The 18865-nt window shown below is 43.4% G+C and carries 8 protein-coding genes; all 8 read right to left on the reverse strand.

Annotated elements, in window-relative coordinates; all coding sequences use genetic code 11:
• Nucleotides 1-52 precede the first annotated feature (52 nt).
• Entirely contained in the window at nt 53-4834 is a 4782-nt protein-coding gene (locus RMY16_RS25475) for an esterase-like activity of phytase family protein (protein ID WP_322738693.1), read from the reverse strand.
• 473 nt (nt 4835-5307) lie between these two features.
• Nucleotides 5308-10725, reverse strand: a complete 5418-nt coding sequence (locus tag RMY16_RS25480; RefSeq protein ID WP_322738694.1) for a phytase — start codon at nt 10723-10725, stop codon at nt 5308-5310.
• A gap of 108 nt (nt 10726-10833) precedes the next feature.
• A complete protein-coding gene (locus RMY16_RS25485) occupies nt 10834-14997 on the reverse strand; it encodes a choice-of-anchor I family protein (RefSeq protein ID WP_322738695.1) in 4164 nt (1387 codons plus the stop codon).
• 675 nt (nt 14998-15672) lie between these two features.
• The gene (locus RMY16_RS25490; protein WP_322738696.1) at nt 15673-16455 is read right to left on the reverse strand and encodes a COP23 domain-containing protein; all 783 of its coding nucleotides are present in this window, start codon (nt 16453-16455) and stop codon (nt 15673-15675) included.
• Between the two features lie 275 nt (nt 16456-16730).
• A complete protein-coding gene (locus RMY16_RS25495) occupies nt 16731-17456 on the reverse strand; it encodes a Uma2 family endonuclease (RefSeq protein WP_322738697.1) in 726 nt (241 codons plus the stop codon).
• 197 nt (nt 17457-17653) lie between these two features.
• Nucleotides 17654-17824: a photosystem II assembly protein Psb34 gene (psb34, locus tag RMY16_RS25500; RefSeq protein WP_292736552.1), complete on the reverse strand. Its 171-nt coding sequence runs from the start codon at nt 17822-17824 to the stop codon at nt 17654-17656.
• A gap of 225 nt (nt 17825-18049) precedes the next feature.
• Nucleotides 18050-18220, reverse strand: coding sequence for a photosystem II assembly protein Psb34 (psb34, locus tag RMY16_RS25505; RefSeq protein WP_292736552.1), 171 nt, complete (start codon nt 18218-18220; stop codon nt 18050-18052).
• Nucleotides 18221-18575: 355 nt separating this feature from the next.
• A partial coding sequence (locus tag RMY16_RS25510; RefSeq protein WP_322738698.1) for a DUF4139 domain-containing protein occupies nt 18576-18865 on the reverse strand: 290 nt, incomplete at its 5' end.

Here is an 18865-nt window from a genome sequence, read left to right on the forward strand (position 1 = left end):
ATCGCTGTTTCAACTGATAGTGATTTCTGCCGTGCTGCACAAGGCTAACAGACTAAGCCACAACACTAGCAGAGAAAACGAAGTCATTTGCTGTCAGGTTAGTTGAGGTAATTTGTAGTAATGAAGCCAACTCTGTATTTCCGATTTTTACGATAGTGTTAGCACCCTGTTGCAATAGGGTTAGAGCACTAAACTGAGTGACGCCAATCCCGCCCAGCCCGATTTTATCAACACCGATCGCAAAATCAGTCACAATGTTCTTGCTAGATGGCAAACTGGCGTTAGCAATCCAGAACTGGTCAATGCCAGTACCACCACTCAAACTATTACCACCCTGTTGACCAGCGAATAAGATATCATCGCGATCGCCACCAAACAACAAGTCATTGACATTGGAGAAGAGTTTATCATCTCCAGAACCACCATACAGGCGGTTATTGCTACCTTCACTCTTGAGGGTGTCATTACCGGAACCGCCAAAGGATAATTGACGCGAACCTTCAACTACTGTAAGAGTATCAGCACCTGCGCCTCCCAATAAGTTATTACTACCATTGGCTTCGACTACGGTAATTCGATCATCACCGTTGCCACCATCGGCACTCGTGTTGTTAGCAGCACCATTTTGACCAACAAAGATACTATCATCACCGTCTCCTGCGGACACTGAAGAGTCACTGCCAACTAGCACACTATCTTCACCGTTTCCAGTCTGAACTGTGTTACCTGTAGTACCTTCTACAAAGTCTGCTCTGTCACCTGTGAATAAGGTTTGATTTGGCTCAAGTGTAACGTTATCACTGTTAGTGGAGCCAAAATTAATTTCTTCAGCTTGAGGTTGACCTAAGCCAGGAGCAAGGTTCAGGGGCTTCTCCAGTTTCAGTAAAATGATTTCGTTGTTGTCTATAACTGGATTTTGCGGGTCATTCCCAGGACGACCTGTTGAAGACGGATAGTTGTTGTCATTAGCTACCAAAATGGTGTTTTTGTCAACAACTAAAACATTTTCAATTGTGACAAATGGGAAGTCAAAAGTGTTTTTGCCGTCTCCATTCAGATCATTAGGGTCTTGGATGTTCAACAAGTCTGCAACTTCTTCTTTGGCTACATAACCATTAGAATCTGTTTTAGACAAGTCAATTTTGTAGATCCGCTTGAATTTAGCTGAGGCTCCTTGACCACCATCCCGCTCAATGACTAGGTACTCATTATCATTAATGACTGCTAGATCACCGATCGCATATGCAGGATTTTCCAGTCTGTAGTAGAGCTTATTCTCGGTATATTGGCGGCTGGCGATGTCAAATTCGTTAATCCGCAAAGTAGCGACAGGATCGCCTTGAACTGTACCTTCTAATAGCATATAGAGCTTGGTTTTGCTGGCATTAATTGCTCCGCCTTCAAAACCTTTGGAGCCGCCTAAGTTAGCAAAAGCATCTCCTGAAAGCACATCAGGGTTTTGTGGCGATCGCACTAAGTTATTCTGAAGATCGCTCAAGAAATCTCGGACTTTATCACCTGTCTCTGGGAAGTCTGTGAAGAGTGCATCTACGCCTAATTGAAAGAACTGCTGAAATTCTAGTTCTGGATTACCTTTGTAATCTGCTGCTAAGTACTGGTCTTCGTCCCGGAAGGTGTAGGGATGAACCTGTAAACCTGCATTGTGAGCATCTTGAACTAAGGTCGTGGGAGCTAACAGCGTTTTGTCAGCATCATTTACTGTGCCGTCGTTGTTGACATCATCTGCCAAACCATCGTTATTAGCATCTGTACCCTTGACACTGACAATTAACCGCTTCCAGGGGCCAATGCCATCAGCATAGGTAGCGATTTCAGCCAAACCTTCTGGAGTCCGTAAATCACCATAAGTCCGAAGGTCGTCACTGACTTCAAAATCATAAGGCTGAGTCTCTATAATCTCACCATTTAGCTCAATTCCAGCTGCATCTAGAAGTTGAACCAGGGGAATATCTACACCTGCATTAGGCATAATGCGATCGTGGAGATCCTTGAGATTACCGACTTCAAAGGATTGGATGAAAATCCGACTGGGATCGGTGAAGTTCTCAGCCTTGAGTGTATCGATCAGTATCTCACTGATGTTTCTGTTAATTTTCTCGGTGGTGCCTACGTATGTGGCTTCTTCGGCAGAATAGGTGGGATGCTTCGTTTCTGGGTAGATGCCAATCTTTCTACCTGTCTGGGCTTCTACCACTTTAACCAAGTCGATGATTTCGGCGAGGGTGGGAATTTCAAATTGACCATTGAAGGATTGGTCGCGGAAAGGTACACGCTGTATAGCTCTTAAAGTCTTGATTTCTTCTAAAGTAAAGTCTTCAGCAAACCAACCTGTGATTTCTGTTCCATCTAGACTGACTGTTTTCTTGCGATCGGCAAACTGTGGATATTTGCTAATATCGTAAACGTCTGTGGTTGTATTGCTTAAATCGACGCTGCCATCAGCACTTAAAATTGCTAAAGCAGGCTCATGACGAGCAATTAACACACCATCTTTTGTAACTACTAAGTCTGGCTCAATAAAGTCAGCACCGTCTGCAATTGCTCGGATGTACGCCTGTAAGGTATGTTCTGGAAGATCCCCACTTGCACCTCTGTGGCCAATTACTTTAGGTGCTTCTCCATTTAAAGTTTTGAATTGGTCGGGTGTAGTGATCGGAGCTTCCAACAACTTACCACTGGCATCAAAATGCAGCAGATAGGGGCCAAACTCATCTCCAACCCAGATTGTCCCGTCTTTATCAAAGACGAATGACTCTACATCAAAGTCTGCACCAGTCAGTAATCTTCCAGTAGTTCCCTCGTTAACTATTTCAAAAGGAACTTTATTGTTAGGGTCAGACAGTTGGATGTAGTCTAAAACTTTAACGCTGCCGTCACCATTTTCTGTTCCCTTAAAATTCGGGTCTAGACGATTGATCCGCAGTAGAAAGTCTTCACTATTATCTTTGCTACCGTAACCGTTATCTGATAGGAAGTACAAAGAGTTACTGTTAGCAAATTGGACACCACTGAAACCCTGTATTGGCTGTCCTGGGAAAGGCCCGGTTCTGCCATTGGCTGAAATTTCTGCACCAGAAGCTGGCCCATCACTATAGGTATCAGCAGGTAAAGAAGCAAAACCTACTAACTCAACTTTTGGCTTTATTGAAGCAAACATCGTTTGGTAGATGTGGGTTTGATCATTTAAACCTGCAATTCCCGGAATATCAGAACCGTAGGCGTTATAACCTTGACCTACCAAGCTATTTAGCACTTCCGAACCAGCACCTTGGTAGTAAACAGGTACCGGACGGTTGGTGTGACTTCCCCAACCATACTTAACAGTGGGATCAGACCCCCAGTAATGTCCAACATCTGCTGGAGTATCCAAATTGGTTAACGCTTCAGCACCTTGATTTTGTATTACAGTCGGGAAATCACCGTTGAGAGTCAGGTAGTGATCGTGGTCAGCAGTAACAATTAGTAGGTTTTCATCCCAACCACCATTGTTATTGATCCAGTCAATCGTTGCTCCAACTGCCTTATCAAAATCCAAGGTGGTGCCGATCAAGTTGTCTATGTTGTTATCATGGGCAGACCAATCGATATCGCCACCCTCAACCATCAACCAGAAACCATCGGGATCTTTTTCCAAAACATCTAACGCAGCATTTGTCAAGTCATTGAGGGTTGGATTTTCGTTAACCTCTTTGGCAATGAAAGATGCATCCGTCTCTCCCGGAAGCAGTGGACGTGTAGTGTCTACTTTGGCGTTATCACCTTGGTTAGTGAAAACGCTGAACATATCTAAACCAGTAGTGCTGTAGTCGCCGTTGGCAGAACTTACAGGCAAGTTACCATTTTGACCACGCGCACCGTACAGGCCGAAGAGGCGATCGCCTTTTTCTGGATCGATTGCCGCCGCAGTTTCAGCTAGTTTCTGGGCGGCATTCTCACCCCGCTCTAAAAAGGTGTAATCGTAGAGGTTGTTTGTTGGTTTAGTGCTAAGTTCTGTGTAGGTAGATTGGCTAATGTATTCATTGCTCCTATTTGGCTCAACCCCACTTGGTAGTAAGTCTCCAGGGGCAGAGAGTGGGTGTCCACCACCAAGTAATACTGTCGGTTGATAGACACGGAGTTCCTGTTGCAGAATGTTGTCTAATGCCGGATAGTCACCATCATACTTATTGCGACGATTAACGTTGGCAGCAGCAGCACCAGGTGTTGCATGGTCAATAGGAACTGAAGTTACCAGACCAGTAGATTTACCAACTTGGTTCGCCGTTTTGAGAATTGTTTCCAGAGGATTCTCGAAAATATCAACGGCAATAGCGTTGTTGTAGCTCTTGACCCCAGTGTAGAGAGTTGTAGCGGTGTTTGCAGAGTCAGGATAGCTGTGCTTAATATATTCAGGATCATTACCGGGAGTCCAAGGATTAACACCACCTCTGGTAGGGTCATAACCTACTAGGTTTCCAACAGCACCATCACTGACTTTTGCACCACCTGTTGGGGTATCGCCTGGGTTAAAAGTTGGATTAAAGGTGAAACCAGGGCGAACTGGGCTTTCTCCTGTGATCGGATTAGTGCCGTCAAGAGCTGAATTACCAGTACTAAAAACTCCATTACTATCAGCGATCGTTGTCCCATAGGTGGTTGCCAAACCGTAACCTTGGAGTGTTTGAAAGTTGAGTCCTTGACCCTTACCTTGTGTATAAAAATCACTCAGGTTAGCCCCTGTCTTACCATTTTGAATCTCTTTGTAGATGGATGCAGCACGAGCCATTTGCCAGCCCATACCATCCCCAATCATAAGAATGACGTTCTTAGCCATGAAAGAGAATCTCCCTGTGTTTAATTGTTGAGATGGTGTTAGCTCCAGTGAATTGAAAAAAGGAATATGGTGAGTTAAAACTAATAGTTCTTGCTTTAAAGATGTAGTTGACTTGTAAGCTTGTTGATTCTGAACTATTAAATGTCAACCACCACAATTGACATCTCACCAGAGCTTTTAAGTAACAAAATTGACAATGTTAGTTTCACCTTAATTAAGATACACAGCAAAAGTTGTGAAAATATTGTGGAATGGTTAAGAAACTTTGTATTGCAATCTTTTGCTAAATCTATTGCTAAGAACTTGCTGGATATTTTTGATAATATAAAAAGTTGTTTTAAAAGACTGATATTATCTATCCTTAGTAAGATGAAAATCTCTAATTTTTATATAATTTCACAATAAATAATCAGTACAGCTTCATTAACTTTGGCTATGTAATGAAGCTGTAACAATTAGGCTACGCCAACAGGCTAAACTACACTAGCTGAGAAAGTAAAATCATTTGCTGTGAGGCTAGTTGATGTAATTCCAACTAATGAAATCAACTCAGTATTTCCTGTTTTCACTAAAGTGTTACTGCCCTGTTGTAACAGTGTTAATCCACTAAACTGAGTTACACCAATACCGCCCAGCCCGATTTGATCAATGCCGATCGCAAAGTCAGTAACAACATTTTTGCTAATTGGTAAGCTGCCATTGGCAATCCAGAATTGGTCAGCACCAGCACCACCACTGAGGCTATTACTACCCTGTTGGTCAGCAAATAGCACATCATCACCAACGCCACCAACCAGGGAGTCATTGACATTAGAGAAGAGTTTGTCATCTCCAGACCCACCGTAGAGACGGTTATTGCTACCATTACTCGTGAGTGTATCGTTACCTGAGCCACCGAATAATGATTGATGAGAACCTTCAATTACTGTGAGATTATCATCACCTGCCGCTCCAAACAAATTATTACTACCACTGGCTTCTACTACGGTAATAACATCATTACCACTGCCACCATCAGCACTGGTATTTTGAGCTGGGCCATTTTGACCAATAAATATGCGATCGTTACCATCTTGCCCAAAAACTGAAGAGTCGCTACCTGCAAGCACTATGTCATCACCGTTTCCAGCCTCAATTGTGTTACCTTGAGTACCTTCTACAAAATCTGCTCCATCACCTGCACTAAAGAATTGTCCTGGCTCAAGATTGACAGTATCGCTGTTGTTAGAACCAAAACCATTCGGGAAAGTAGGCTGTACAGTTGTGAGATTATTGGGTAGTTCAAGAATGCCAAGTTTCTCAGCAGCCGTATTACCCGTAATGTTGAAGTCGTTATCGTTAAGTAAGGCTAGAGTATTGGGTGCTACTAATGCTAGACCTTCTAATTTTTCCACCCCGGTATAACCCAACTGAGCAGCATTAGCAATCAAACTCTTGCTGACAGGGGTAATATTGGCAGTAGCTAACTCCGTAGAGGTCAGTTGCTCAATAGTTTTACCAGCTGGCAAAGTAAAGTTAGCAGGGTTGTTGATGTTGGTCGCCCCAGCTAAATCAATTTGATAAATTAGTTTATTGCCAGCAGACGTACCATTGTCATCTCGCTCAACTACTGCAAACTTGCCGTTACTCAAGGATACTGCATCACCAATCTTATCAGTTCCTGGTAGACCTTCTAGGCGATATAAATACTCTCCTGTTACCTGCTTGCTGACAATATCAAACTCTAGAATTCGCAAGTTGAGAGAAGCTTTAGAAGTCGCATCATTGGCGACATCTGGATTATCAATTGGACTCTGAATAAAGGCATATAATTTATTACCTTCTAGCGCTACGGCTTCAAATCCTCGGTTATTGCGACGTTGGGCATAAACTGCTGGCAAAACCTCAGTGCCAAAAGTTCCAGCAGATTGATCTGGGTTGGGTGCAGTAGCGGTTCCTTGAGGAATAAAGCGGTCAATCAATTTTCCATTAGTATCAAAGTGGTAAATTGCTGGACGGTATTCATCTACCAGCCAGTAATCTCCATTTTCCGCAATTACAATCCCTTCTAAGTCAGCACCCAAAGGATCGTTAGCTAAAACATTGTTGTCTAAGTCAACGGCAATTTCATCTGTGTAGGCTAAACCGTTTCCTACAGCTTGCAAATTAGGCAATCCTGTTAATGGGGTCGTTCCATCTTGGCGGAATAGTCCTGTTCTGTTGCTAATGGTGATTTCGCCTGTGGTGCGATTGAGTTCAAAGCTAACTATTTCTGGCTGGAAGTCGGGTAATAAAAATGGTCTTTTAACACCATCAGGTTCTCCATTGGGGCCACGGTCTGTATTGGTGACAAATTTCAGGTTGCCATTTGCTGCAAACCCTTGGAAATATAACCCAGAAAAACCACCTAAAAAAATATCTTGATTCTCAGAGGTCGTACCTAACTTTGGTAGGTTTTCAAATTCATAAATAGTCAGCTTGGGTTGAGCTACAGGATTTCGTGGATCGTAACTAGTGGTGTCGATATTGAGAGTATTGGGGAAGGCATTGGCAATATTTTCCCAAGGTACCAGCTTAAAGTTAGAACTAATGTTTTCTTCTTCACCTTCATCACTAACTATTTTGGCAGGTTCATTAGAGCCATCTTGAGTGACAAATAAACCAAATGGGAAGTTAGGCCCCAATGATACGTTAATTACATCAGCACCATCTGACTCTTGTACGCTGTCAATTGGGCCATTATTACCAACGGCAAAGTTACCCACATATTCGTTGTTGCCTTCACGGGTGTAGGCAACAAAAGTATTGTCACCTTGACTAGATGCTAATAAGTAGCCTGTGCCATTTTTGCCGTAATAAATCGTCAGTCCTTCTACGTCATCTGTGAGATAAGTACCCCCCAAATCTCTGACTTTATCAATTAACTTACCAGTTGTGCCTCCGTTTGGTTCTGCTTGGAACTTCCAGATACCTACATTTTCTTGTCCAATGTAGAGGAAGCCAGTTTCCTGGTCTACCACCATACCCTCAGTTTGAGGATCGCGACCCTCAATTGTCGGTATGGTGAACTCCCGCACCCGTTCAGCCCCAATTTTGCCATTACCTTTGTCAATCAGTTTAAACTGAGCTATGTCTCCAGTTTCTCGCCGACTGGTAAAGACATAGTAATCATTAGTTACGGGGCTACGGTATAAGGTAAGCCCGTAAGAACTGCGAGTTGATGCAGAATAAGGTTCTGCAAAAGGTGCTGCTTGGAAGAGAGTCCCAATACTGCTATCAGTGATATCTTCCAGGTATTGTCCGGGGGTGTTGGGGTTAATTTTGAAAATTGCTAGTTTATCATTGTTGCGATCGCTAGCGACAGCAATATCAACCGATTGATTGCCTAATTTGAAACCGTATTGCAAGTCAATATTGTTGTAGCGAATGCCACTGGGATTAACTGTTTGCAACAAATTACCAGACAAATCATAAACCCGCAATCCAGCATTTTTGACTGAGGTTAATACTAGGCTATCGGCAGAGTTTGTGGCATTAACATAGATCGCAGGATCGTCAGCATCAGCTCGTTGATCTACTGGTAGGGTTTCATCGTCCAATAAATCGGGACGAGTTTCTACTTTGGGTGCAGCAGTTGGAACTAAGTCTGCATCCAAAGTGAGAATTTGGGTAAATTGGCTTTGATTGAAGTTGTTATCACTTACCAGCACAATCGACTGGCTACCATCTGCTAGTTTTGGCCCAAAGGTAATACCCTCAATGTTATCTGTACCGTTAGGCAAGTTTAAGTCATTTAAATTCAACAGTAAACGCTTTTGAGCAGGTTTAATAGCTGCTAGTTGTTCAGCACTCAAATTATTGAGAGAATCGTAGAAACTAATGTCAGTTGCACCTTGCAAAGAAACTTCGTAGATTTTGATGGTGTTGCCTACACCTTGGGCAAAGGAACGTTCTAAGGCCAGTAATGTGCCACGATTATCAATCGCAAGTAAATCTGTCAAGCCATTGTCAGCCGAGCCTGTACTAGGGTTGGGTGCTTGGGCGATTGCATCGGTGATATAAAGGTATTCCTTTTCTGGCTGTCCAGTAACCAAATTGTATTGCAGAATTCGGGAACGGCTGCCACTGGTGAGTGAAGCTTTTAACCCATCTTGGGACAGCGCGTTTTCAGTCGCAGTGAATAAGGTTTTCTGGTCGGGTGTAATGGTGAGGCTTTCAAAGGCTAAGTTATTGTAAACACCTGATGTCTGCGTGTCACCTGCATCGATAATACCGTTACTGTTGGTATCTTCAATTACTGGTAGGAATTTCCTGGGGACAAATAGCGAGCCTATTTCTTGCCCTGTAGCTAGTGAAAACACTTTAATAAAGGGATTGGTAACGCGACCAGCACCAGGATTAACTTCGCCCTCGGAAGAGATAAAGACTGTACCATTGTTGGTTAAAGCGATACCTTCTAGGTCAAGGCTGTTGGTTGCAAAAAAGTTGCCATTTGTATCTTTCAGGGTGGTGACATTGGTAAAATTCACCCCGGAATCAGCGGCAGTAAAGGTATAAAAGCGGGCAGGGGCAACTTGGGAGCGATCGTCTGAGATGGCGTAATAGCGGTTGTTAACAGCATCGTAAGTGATACCAGATAATCCGCCCACCGGAGTCTGTACCCCATTCACAGTTCCCGCAACGCCAGCAGGAATAAAGCCAGTAGCAAAGGTAGTTTGTTCCAGGAATCCTGCACGAGGAATGGTTTTACCTGGTTCATTTGGCCCAGTTTGCACATCTGTAAATACTAAGCGATGGTCAGAACTAGGGAAGGGAAAAGTACTTACCAAAGGAAACGTTGAATCAGTATTCAGAGGCCAAAATACTCCTGAGTTGGCAATTTTCAGGTTAGCGGACGGTAGCACATAATCAGTCCGCAGGTTTCCGGGAGTGTTATCAGCAAAGTCTGCGGTGTCAAAGCTAGGATTACCCTTTTGGTTAGCGTTTGCACCAGCTTGTAAGTCTGCTTGTTGGGGCGCACCCAGACTAGTAGGGATGACATTAGTATTAATATTGGGATTTTGCAACAGTTGGCGAATAGCGTTGTCAAAACTATCACCATCCAACGGATCTGCATTTTGGTCGCCCACAATCACAAAGCTCGATCCAACAGCAATACCGCCAGTTTTACCCCGATCATCGTAAATGTAATTACCATTACCAGGGGTAATATAGTCTGCCCAAAAGCGGATCTCGTCGTGGTTGCGCTTACCGTTGCGATCTTCCGCGCCATCAAAGGTTGGCGGTGTGGGGTGGCTGGCGAGGATGTGAATTGTCTCACCGTTTACTTGGATGGGTATATCCCAGTGACTTTTAGAAGAAAGGCGTAGAACTGCCAATTCCTCCTGAGAATACCAATCATTTGGCTGTGGTGTTGTCGGATCGTCAGGAAGCAAAGCATTAGGCATATCCTTCCACAGAAAATTTTGGAAGGTGCGAATGTTGGCAGTGTCGATGGGATATTTGGACAATAGCAACATCCCATATTGACCAGGGAAATTCCCGAATCCAAAAGCATCATCGCCGTATCCGGTTGCGCCTGGGGTTGTCACTACTGCGCCGTTGTTGTTTAAGTCAAACCTAGAGGCAATACCCGTGTTGGAAGGAGCGATGTAGAAGTAAGGGTAGTCAACGGGTGTTGTACCATTCTGGCTGATGGCTAGGTAATTTTGCCGGAATAGTTGAACTGCCTCCGGGGAGTAGTCAAACTCGTTAATTAGCAACACATCCGGGTTATTACGCTGGATGATTTCTGCAACTGCCTTTGCCTGAGCATTGTCAGGAGTAGACAAGTCACTTACTAACTGACCTTCGGCATTACGATTCAAAGAAGCGTTGAATTGAGAAAAGCGAATTGTATTAGTAGTTACCATGTTTAATTCTGAGATAGATTCTAGACATGAGACTGTTTTGAAAATTAGAAATAGGGAACCGCAGAGGCGCAGAGTACACAGAGAAACCGGAGTTCGATTAAATCTGCGTTAAATAAAGACGAAACGAGTATCTGTTGCCAAATTTGTATTGCGGTTTAACCCGTTTTCCACAACAGCAATTAATTCCGTTCTATTGTTGGTGAAAATGCCTACAGCCGATCTCACTGACCCTAGCGAGTAATTGTTAGCAACTCCCTGAAGTTGAATCCGATCGCTTGCTTGAAAGTTGAGAATATCGGCATAATCATTGTTGCGAGAACTGGTATAGAAAACTGAAGTGGCATCACCTAAAACGTAAATATCTGCACCCTGTTCGCCGTTGAGGAGGTCAATTTCGTTTGTGCCACCGCCCCAACCAATCAGGCGGTCATTGCCATTACCCCCAGAAAGTCCGTCGCTGCCAAGTCCACCTAAGATGGTATCATTGCCATCGCCACCAAGGAGTACATCTATGCCTCCCTTGCCATCCAGGTAATCATTGCCTGCTCCTCCGTCGATTAATTCACTGGTATTAGTGCCGATGACGCGATCGCTCCCAGCCAGAGCATTGACTATGTATTTGTTCAAACCAGTAAGTTCGCTGACAAAAATGATATCGTTGCCAGATGTCGCCTTGTTATTAGCAACAGTCAGGTCAAAGGTATCGCTAACATTACCGCCTTTACCATCAGCAGCAGTAACTGTAACTGCGAAAATGCCGATTTGGGAGATAGTGCCGGATATTACACCTGTGTTGGCAACGATACTAGAACCTGTGGGTAAACCTGTAGCACTGTAAGTCAGGGTGTCACCTCGATCTACATCAGCAAATGTGTTACTGATATTGAAAGAAAAAGCTTTATTAGTAGAAATGATTTGGTCGTCAATCGGTTGTACTACCGTGGGAGCATTATTTTTAGGGAGATTAAACCGAGCCACACTAGGGTCATGATCGCTATCCTGGTCGGCAAACTCTGAATTGATGTGAACTACATCATACCCATCCAGCTTGTTGAGCAAGTTGTTACTAACTAAAACGTGGTCAAGGGTTTGGGCATTACCTTGAAAGTTATACGTGTAACGCTCATTTTGCGGCAAAGTTTCAATTAAAGAAGTCAGTCCAGCGCTTTCTAGTGTGTTGACAGGGTTGGAAAACTCAAAGTCATTTAAGTCACCCGCCACTACTACATTGGCATTGGGGGCGATCGCTAAAATATTGCTGACAAAGTTCTTCACCAGGGTAGCTTGTTGCTGACGCTGGGTTTCACTGCTGAGAGTTGGTGGTTGATTCGGCCCAAATAATGGTTGGTCGCCACCTTTAGAATTAAAGTGGTTGCCAATTACATAAACAGTTTCACCGTTGAAAGTAAATTCACCAACTAACGGCTTACGACTACTACTAAAGGCGGAGTTGGTGGGGTCGATTAAACGAGGACTATTAGAAACTGTGGAAACACCAGAGACATCAGTAACTATGGTGCTGGTGGTGGAACTACCACCGGGGCGATCTACAAAGTTGACACGATTAGGATTAAACAAGAATCCTACCCGGATATTTCCACCAGGTTCACCGCCGTTCGTATCGTCTACTGGGTTAATTTGGCGATATTGATACGTCGGGCCACCAGCAGCAGTAACTGCATCTATTAACTTTTGGAAGGTAGTGCTGGCATCAACTACGCTATCATTTGTTACACCGTTATTGTCCTGAATTTCTTCGAGACTAATGATATCTGGTGATTTGAGATTATTAACAATGCGATTAGCCAAGTTATTAAACTTGGTTTGATCGTCACCTGGATCGAGGTTTTCGACGTTGTAGGTAGCGATCGTCAGTTGGTTGGTGCTGGGAGTTAGGTTAGTGACTTCTTTTTGAATGTTACTGTTCTGTACTACTGTAGGAGCAGCCGATACTAAAACTTCATAGTTGTTAAAGCTGTAGTCAACGACACCAACAATATTGCTAAGTTGCGTACTAACATTAACTTCAGGTAACACTAAGGAATTGTTCAGATCATCTATCTGAATCCGCTCAGGATTGAAGTCTGAAGCACTAATCAGGCTACCACCGCGAACCGTTAGCCCTGTGGCATTTGCGCCATTGTCTGCTAATACCCAAATTTCTTCTGATGTACCAAAGTTTGCAGTGGGTGAAGTGGCGATTGGGTTATTCACCTGTACCAGCATTCCTTCTAAGCTTTCATAGAAGTCGATGCCATCCTGTGCAGGATCGAAGGTGGTTGTTCCAGTTTCAATATTAGCGATCGTGTCGTTATCGATTACCGTTGTCGGAATAGTTCTGCCACCATTGCCAAGGATTGTAGCAGTGGATAGCGCATTGCCAGTGGAAACGGTGACAATTGTGGGAGCGGTGATTTGTGTTTTGGTTAAATTATTGGCATCGTTGCCTGGACGAAACTCTGTAACTGTTCCACTGACTAATATGGAATCGCCGACGGATACGGTTGGTGCTGATGAGGTGAAGACGAAAATACCTTCAGAAGTGCTATCGTCGCTGTCTGGAGTAGGGTCTTGCAAGTAAAAACCGTTACTTGCTTTCACTGTGACAATTCCCGCTACATTACTGACAGTCTGATTTCTAAAGGATGAGATATGTCCCATTCCCTGAATGTCGCTAATCCGAACGGATGGAGTGACTTCAAACACCGCAATTGTCTTGCTGACTTCGGCTGTAGTAACTAACAAAGGCTTGTCCGTGGGACTATCTGCCGCCGAGACAAACGTTAACCCTTCGATCGCAGTATCTTCAGGAGTGTTGATATATTGAACAAAGCTTGGCTTGTTGGGATTTGTCACTTCGTAAACTATGACATCGCCAGTGCGTTCTAAACCAATAAAAGCATAAGTGCGGTTGTTGATGACTCCAATCGCCACGCCTTCGGGTTCAGGCCCTTTATTATCGCTGCGGGTGTCAAATGTATCAGCCGCACCATCTGAGTTAAACAAAGTTGGTACTTTGGTTGCGGTGATTTGTTCAAATTGGTCGCCACTGTCGAATATCTGATTACCGCTTGCGTCCCAAATCGAAAAGGAACGCCCCCCAAATGCTTCGATGCGGTCAAAATCTCCGTCTTTGTCCGTGTCTCCTGTGGCATTTGTAACTGTCAACCGTCCCAGGTTGGTATTTTGCTTCAGGGTAGCCGCATTGGGGAAAACTGTGGGATCTAAAGCATATCCGGCTGCGCCAACCCGGATTTCCTCGCTAAAACCAGTGTAATCGCGGGAATCTCCTTCGTTGGCGGTGATGTAGTAAGTCTGTCCGTTGGCACTGAAACTAGCGATCGCATCGGGTTGATATAACCCAACCACCGGCCAATTCTGAATATTGATTTTACCATCTTGATCGCTAGCATCTAATCCGTTACCTGGAAGATTGTAATTCTTCGCACCAAGGGGCAAAATATTGGTGATGGTGGCGCTAGCAATATCCAGAATAGCGATCGCATTGTTTTCTTGTAAGGTAATCCGTGCAGTTTGACCGTCTGGAGATACAGCAATGTACTCTGGCTCCAAGTCTTGTGCCACTGTCGAGCCGGGGCCAGTAATCCGTACACCTGCGGCTTTGAGTGTGGCGATTTGGCTATTGAAGCTTGTAAATGAGGCTTGGGCAACGGTTGCATTCGCCACGCCACCAGCAATGTTAATAATACTGACTGAACCTTCAGGATCTACCGAATTTGGTTGCCCGTAGCTGTTGGGTTCTCCCTCATTTGCTACTAATACCTTCGTGCCATCGGGCGTAAAGGTAAGCATATCGGGTAATGCACCCACCGCCACCGAGTTCAAAAAGTTGCCATTGGCGGCATTGTAGAAACTCACCTTTCCTGTCTGTTGGGCGTTTGTGCTGGTGTTTTGGACGGCGTAGGCGACTGCGACAATACCATTTTTCACCGCAACGCTGTTGGGAATAGCTTGTGTCCCTGCGGGGGGAGTAAATCCTGTTGTCAAAGAACCAGCCGAGGTTAGCGCCCCTGTATTGCTGACATTATAAATTTCAACTATGCTGCCAGCAACGACAAATAAGCGATCGCTTCCAGAATCAAAGGCAGATATTTCGGCTCCATTAGTACTGGTGAAGTTGCCAACTTTCTGCAAAATACTGGAGTTATTGTTGGTAATCGTAATATTTTTGGAAGTGGTGCTGCCCATAGACCAGCCATCTTCATCGGCATTGAAAGAGATAAAAGCAATATCGCCTTGTGTCAAAGCCATTAATAACGTCTCCTTCAATTTATTTTGTGTTGTTTGAAAATCGCCTGAAAAGCTGATGTTCAGTAATAATTTGCAGACATAATCAAGTCACATTGACAATCGCAATATCACTATCAATAAAAACTATTTTGTAGTCAAAAAAGTTACGTATTTTACTAGTATTAATCCATATTCAGCAACCTCAAGTTATCTCAGCAATATTAAGAAACTGCTAGCAAAAGGTTAAAAGAACAAATATTTGGCATTGAGTTGCGTTTAGAATGGACTTCTTGCAGAAGCGGGGAAATGGGTAAAGGTATGAAATTTTTCCTTGCCCTTTAACATCCACTCCAACATCTTGGCATTTGTTACTTTTGCAAGATGTCTAATAGACCTCTTGCAAAAATATATTTTTGCACTCTTAGGGAAAAGGAAAAAGGTTAAAGGGAAAGGATTTTGAGTTTCTTTACCCTTTTCCCCTGCCCCTTATCCCCAGAGGGGGCCCCACCTTCCCCTTTACCCCGACAAATGCCAAGAAGTCTAATATACAGTTGGATTTAGATACCCGACTTCTCGAAGAAGGCTGGAGGGCAGCAATTTTACGCCCATAAAAAAGGCGGACAAGATGCCCGCCTCACAATAAGTAGTTGGATATTTTTTATTTGAAAGTCATTTTGTATTAAAAGCCACTCTTGCTTACCGGAACTTACCAGGGCTTAGACGAGCGCCATTAGGCTGAGATTGACGACGAATTGCTACTCCACCACGTAAATTGTTTCCAGTACCACCATCTTTGCGATCGAGGAAAGGCTTCAAATTAATCCCACCTCTAGATGAACTAACCCGATTATTGCCACCGCCTAGAAGTGTACGTCCTAAATTATATAATTCGTTGCCTCCACTACTGCGATTGCCATAAGTGTTAACGGCTATAGTTTGTTGTCCGCTATCAGCAGTAGTCAAGTTTTGAAAAATGCTATTGCGGATAACAACAGGATCTTTCCCACTGGGGACTGTCAGCACAATTCTACAGTTTGGATTAGCTTCAGTTGTGACGCAGACAATATTTTCATTATTCTCTACGGATGTCTGAAGTTCTTGTAAACCATCTGGGCGATAAAGTTCCAAGCGACTGGCAATTGCTGTACAACGCCTTTGTGCGTCCCAACCACCACCCAAAGCCGCAGGCGCTGCCCAAGGAAAGAATTGTCCTGGTTGACTTTGTGGCTGGTACATGACAGTATACTGTCCATTATAAGTCTGACAGGTAAACCGAGTTGTACCGTCAGCTGAGGGTGAAGATGGTACACCTGTTGATGTGTCTATTGGAACTGGTGCTGATGTGCCGCCTGATGGTACTGTTGGTACCACTACACCATCGCCATTAGAATCAAATTGCGCCATTGCTGCCGAATTGCCCAGACACAAAGATAAGCCAAGACTGCCCAAAGCTATCAACCGCAGCATTTGTGATGACATAAATCATCCTCCAGGAGAAATTAAGTAGGGAATTGATAGTTTAAGTGACGAATAATTCTGGTTTTTGATTCAGCAAAAACTTATTTTTTTTCTCTCTTGCTTTTTTCTCGGCAATTAGCTTTTTCACCCGTGATTGAATTTCTACATGATGCCCCACTTCTTCGTAAGTATAAGGGTTGTAGCTATTACGGCTAATCAGGTTTTCTAAATCACTCGCTCCCCACCGCCTGGGTGCGAAGAATTCGTTTCATTCTGCGGACACCTACGCATATATACTAAGGCAAATTATTTGGATCGATACCTTGAGATTGTAAATAGGCAATTAGCCGTTCTTTTTGCTGGCGTTCCTGTTCAATTTGTTCTACTGCCCAAAGTAACAAATTACCTCCCTCATCCCACCAGCGCAACCAATAACCAGTTCTGGCTTCTTTTGTTCCTTGCCAAGTTCCTAGAAATAAACCCATTGAATCAATCCAATGACAACTATTTTCATCAGGTTGCTTTAACTCGTAGCGCCTGTTTTCGAGTTGGTAAAATTCCAATAAACCGCCATTTGGGTCAAAAATTACGTAAATTGGGACTTGAAGAATCTGCTCGTAAAAAAACCATTTTCCTGGTGGATAGGTTCGTTTAAAAGAGTATTCTCCACCCTCAGTGTCAGAGAGAAATTCCATCACAATTGCCGGAATATCTCCATCTAAATTAGGTGTATAGCTTTTGCGTTCTCCTAAAACCTGATTTACCGATGGCACATAAACCCAGTCGGGTGCTTTAGCTATAAATTGCCCGTTTATCGTCGCACAAAGTCCAAAATTTGAGGCTATCAACATCTGCGGTTGGATGAAACCACTTATCTCAAGGCTTTCGCGCAAAGCACCAGCCAATAGTGGCTGACCTGTATTTTCCACTGGTTCATCCTCTAAGTGAAAATCTGCGGGCAATGCTTCCCAAGATACTACTAGTTCTGTTGAAGATTTAGCTTCACCGAGTTGGGTTGCCATATACACCCCCTTTTATTGATTTGTCTTTATTTTATGGCTGACCAGTGGTTTGTTGTCAGGAGCAACGCTGTTATTTTAAAACGCTACTACTCGCACTTTAGAATTCATAAAACACAAAAAACCCCGGCTAAATGAGTCGAGGTAAAGTCGAGAACTGAGATTAACGATGAGATACAGCGATACTGAAATCTAAAATCTTAGCTAACGCTAAAACCAACCAAAACTAAAGCGGTGACGATTAAAGTTGCAAAAAGACTCTGTAAAACGTATTTACGTTGTTCCCAAATTGCAGGGTACTCAGCGTAGTACATCTTGGGTTCTGCTGCGTAGTTGTTGAGAATGCCGTCTTCATTAGTGGTGGTATACATAGTTTTCTTTTTTTTGTTATCTTATGTAACTAAATATAACAGTTTCGTTACAAATAGTCAACACCACTTGACAAATAAAGACTGATGCTAATAATAAAACTGACTTATCAGGATACTACTGCCGTTTAGGATATGTAAAACACAAAAAACCCCGGCGAAACTAACCGAGGTGACAGAGAGAAGTATGAATGACAATAAGATACAGCGATACTGAAATCTAAAATCTTAGCTAACGCTAAAACCAACCAAAACTAAAGCGGTGACGATTAAAGTTGCAAAAAGACTCTGTAAAACGTATTTACGTTGTTCCCAAATTGCAGGGTACTCAGCGTAGTACATCTTGGGTTCTGCTGCGTAGTTGTTGAGAATGCCGTCTTCATTAGTGGTGGTATACATAGTTTTCTTTTTTTTGTTATCTTATGTAACTAAATATAACAGTTTCGTTACAAATAGTCAACACCACTTGACAAATAAAGACTGATGCTAATAATAAAACTGACTTATCAGCGATCGCGGATTCTGGCAAAGTGATTCGAGTTTGCCAACACCGGATGTCTCTTAGCTCGTCGCTGCGCGTCTAAAGAGTTTTTTAACTTAATTGCCATAAAAAACCCCAGTAAATTGGGGGCATAAGACGTTTCTGAGCCTGATAACCTTCCTTCGACTTAGCTATGTCAGTGGCTCTAAATCAAAAGGAATCGAATCCTATAGCTGATTGGCTCTTTCTGCCTCCTTCAATTTTTGGGATTCCCTAAATTTCTAACCCAACTACCATTAAGTCGGGTGGATATTCAACATTAAACTGGTAATATATATCTCGTCGCTCTTGAGGTGGAAGAGTTAACAGCCATTCTAAAATTCCCATTTCACCGAGTTGAATTTGTGGGTTGCTGCGACTGAGGCGTACTTTAATTTGCTCGTTGCGGCTAACTGGCAATTGTTCAGTTAATTTTAGATTGACTTGTTTCTCTAGCAAGTTAGTAACAATCAACCGATAACTATAAGTAATCCGGCGCTGGTTGCTAATTAATCTTTTATCTA

The sequence above is a fragment of the Nostoc sp. DedQUE12b genome (assembly GCF_034530835.1).
Taxonomy (GTDB): Bacteria; Cyanobacteriota; Cyanobacteriia; order Cyanobacteriales; family Nostocaceae; genus Nostoc.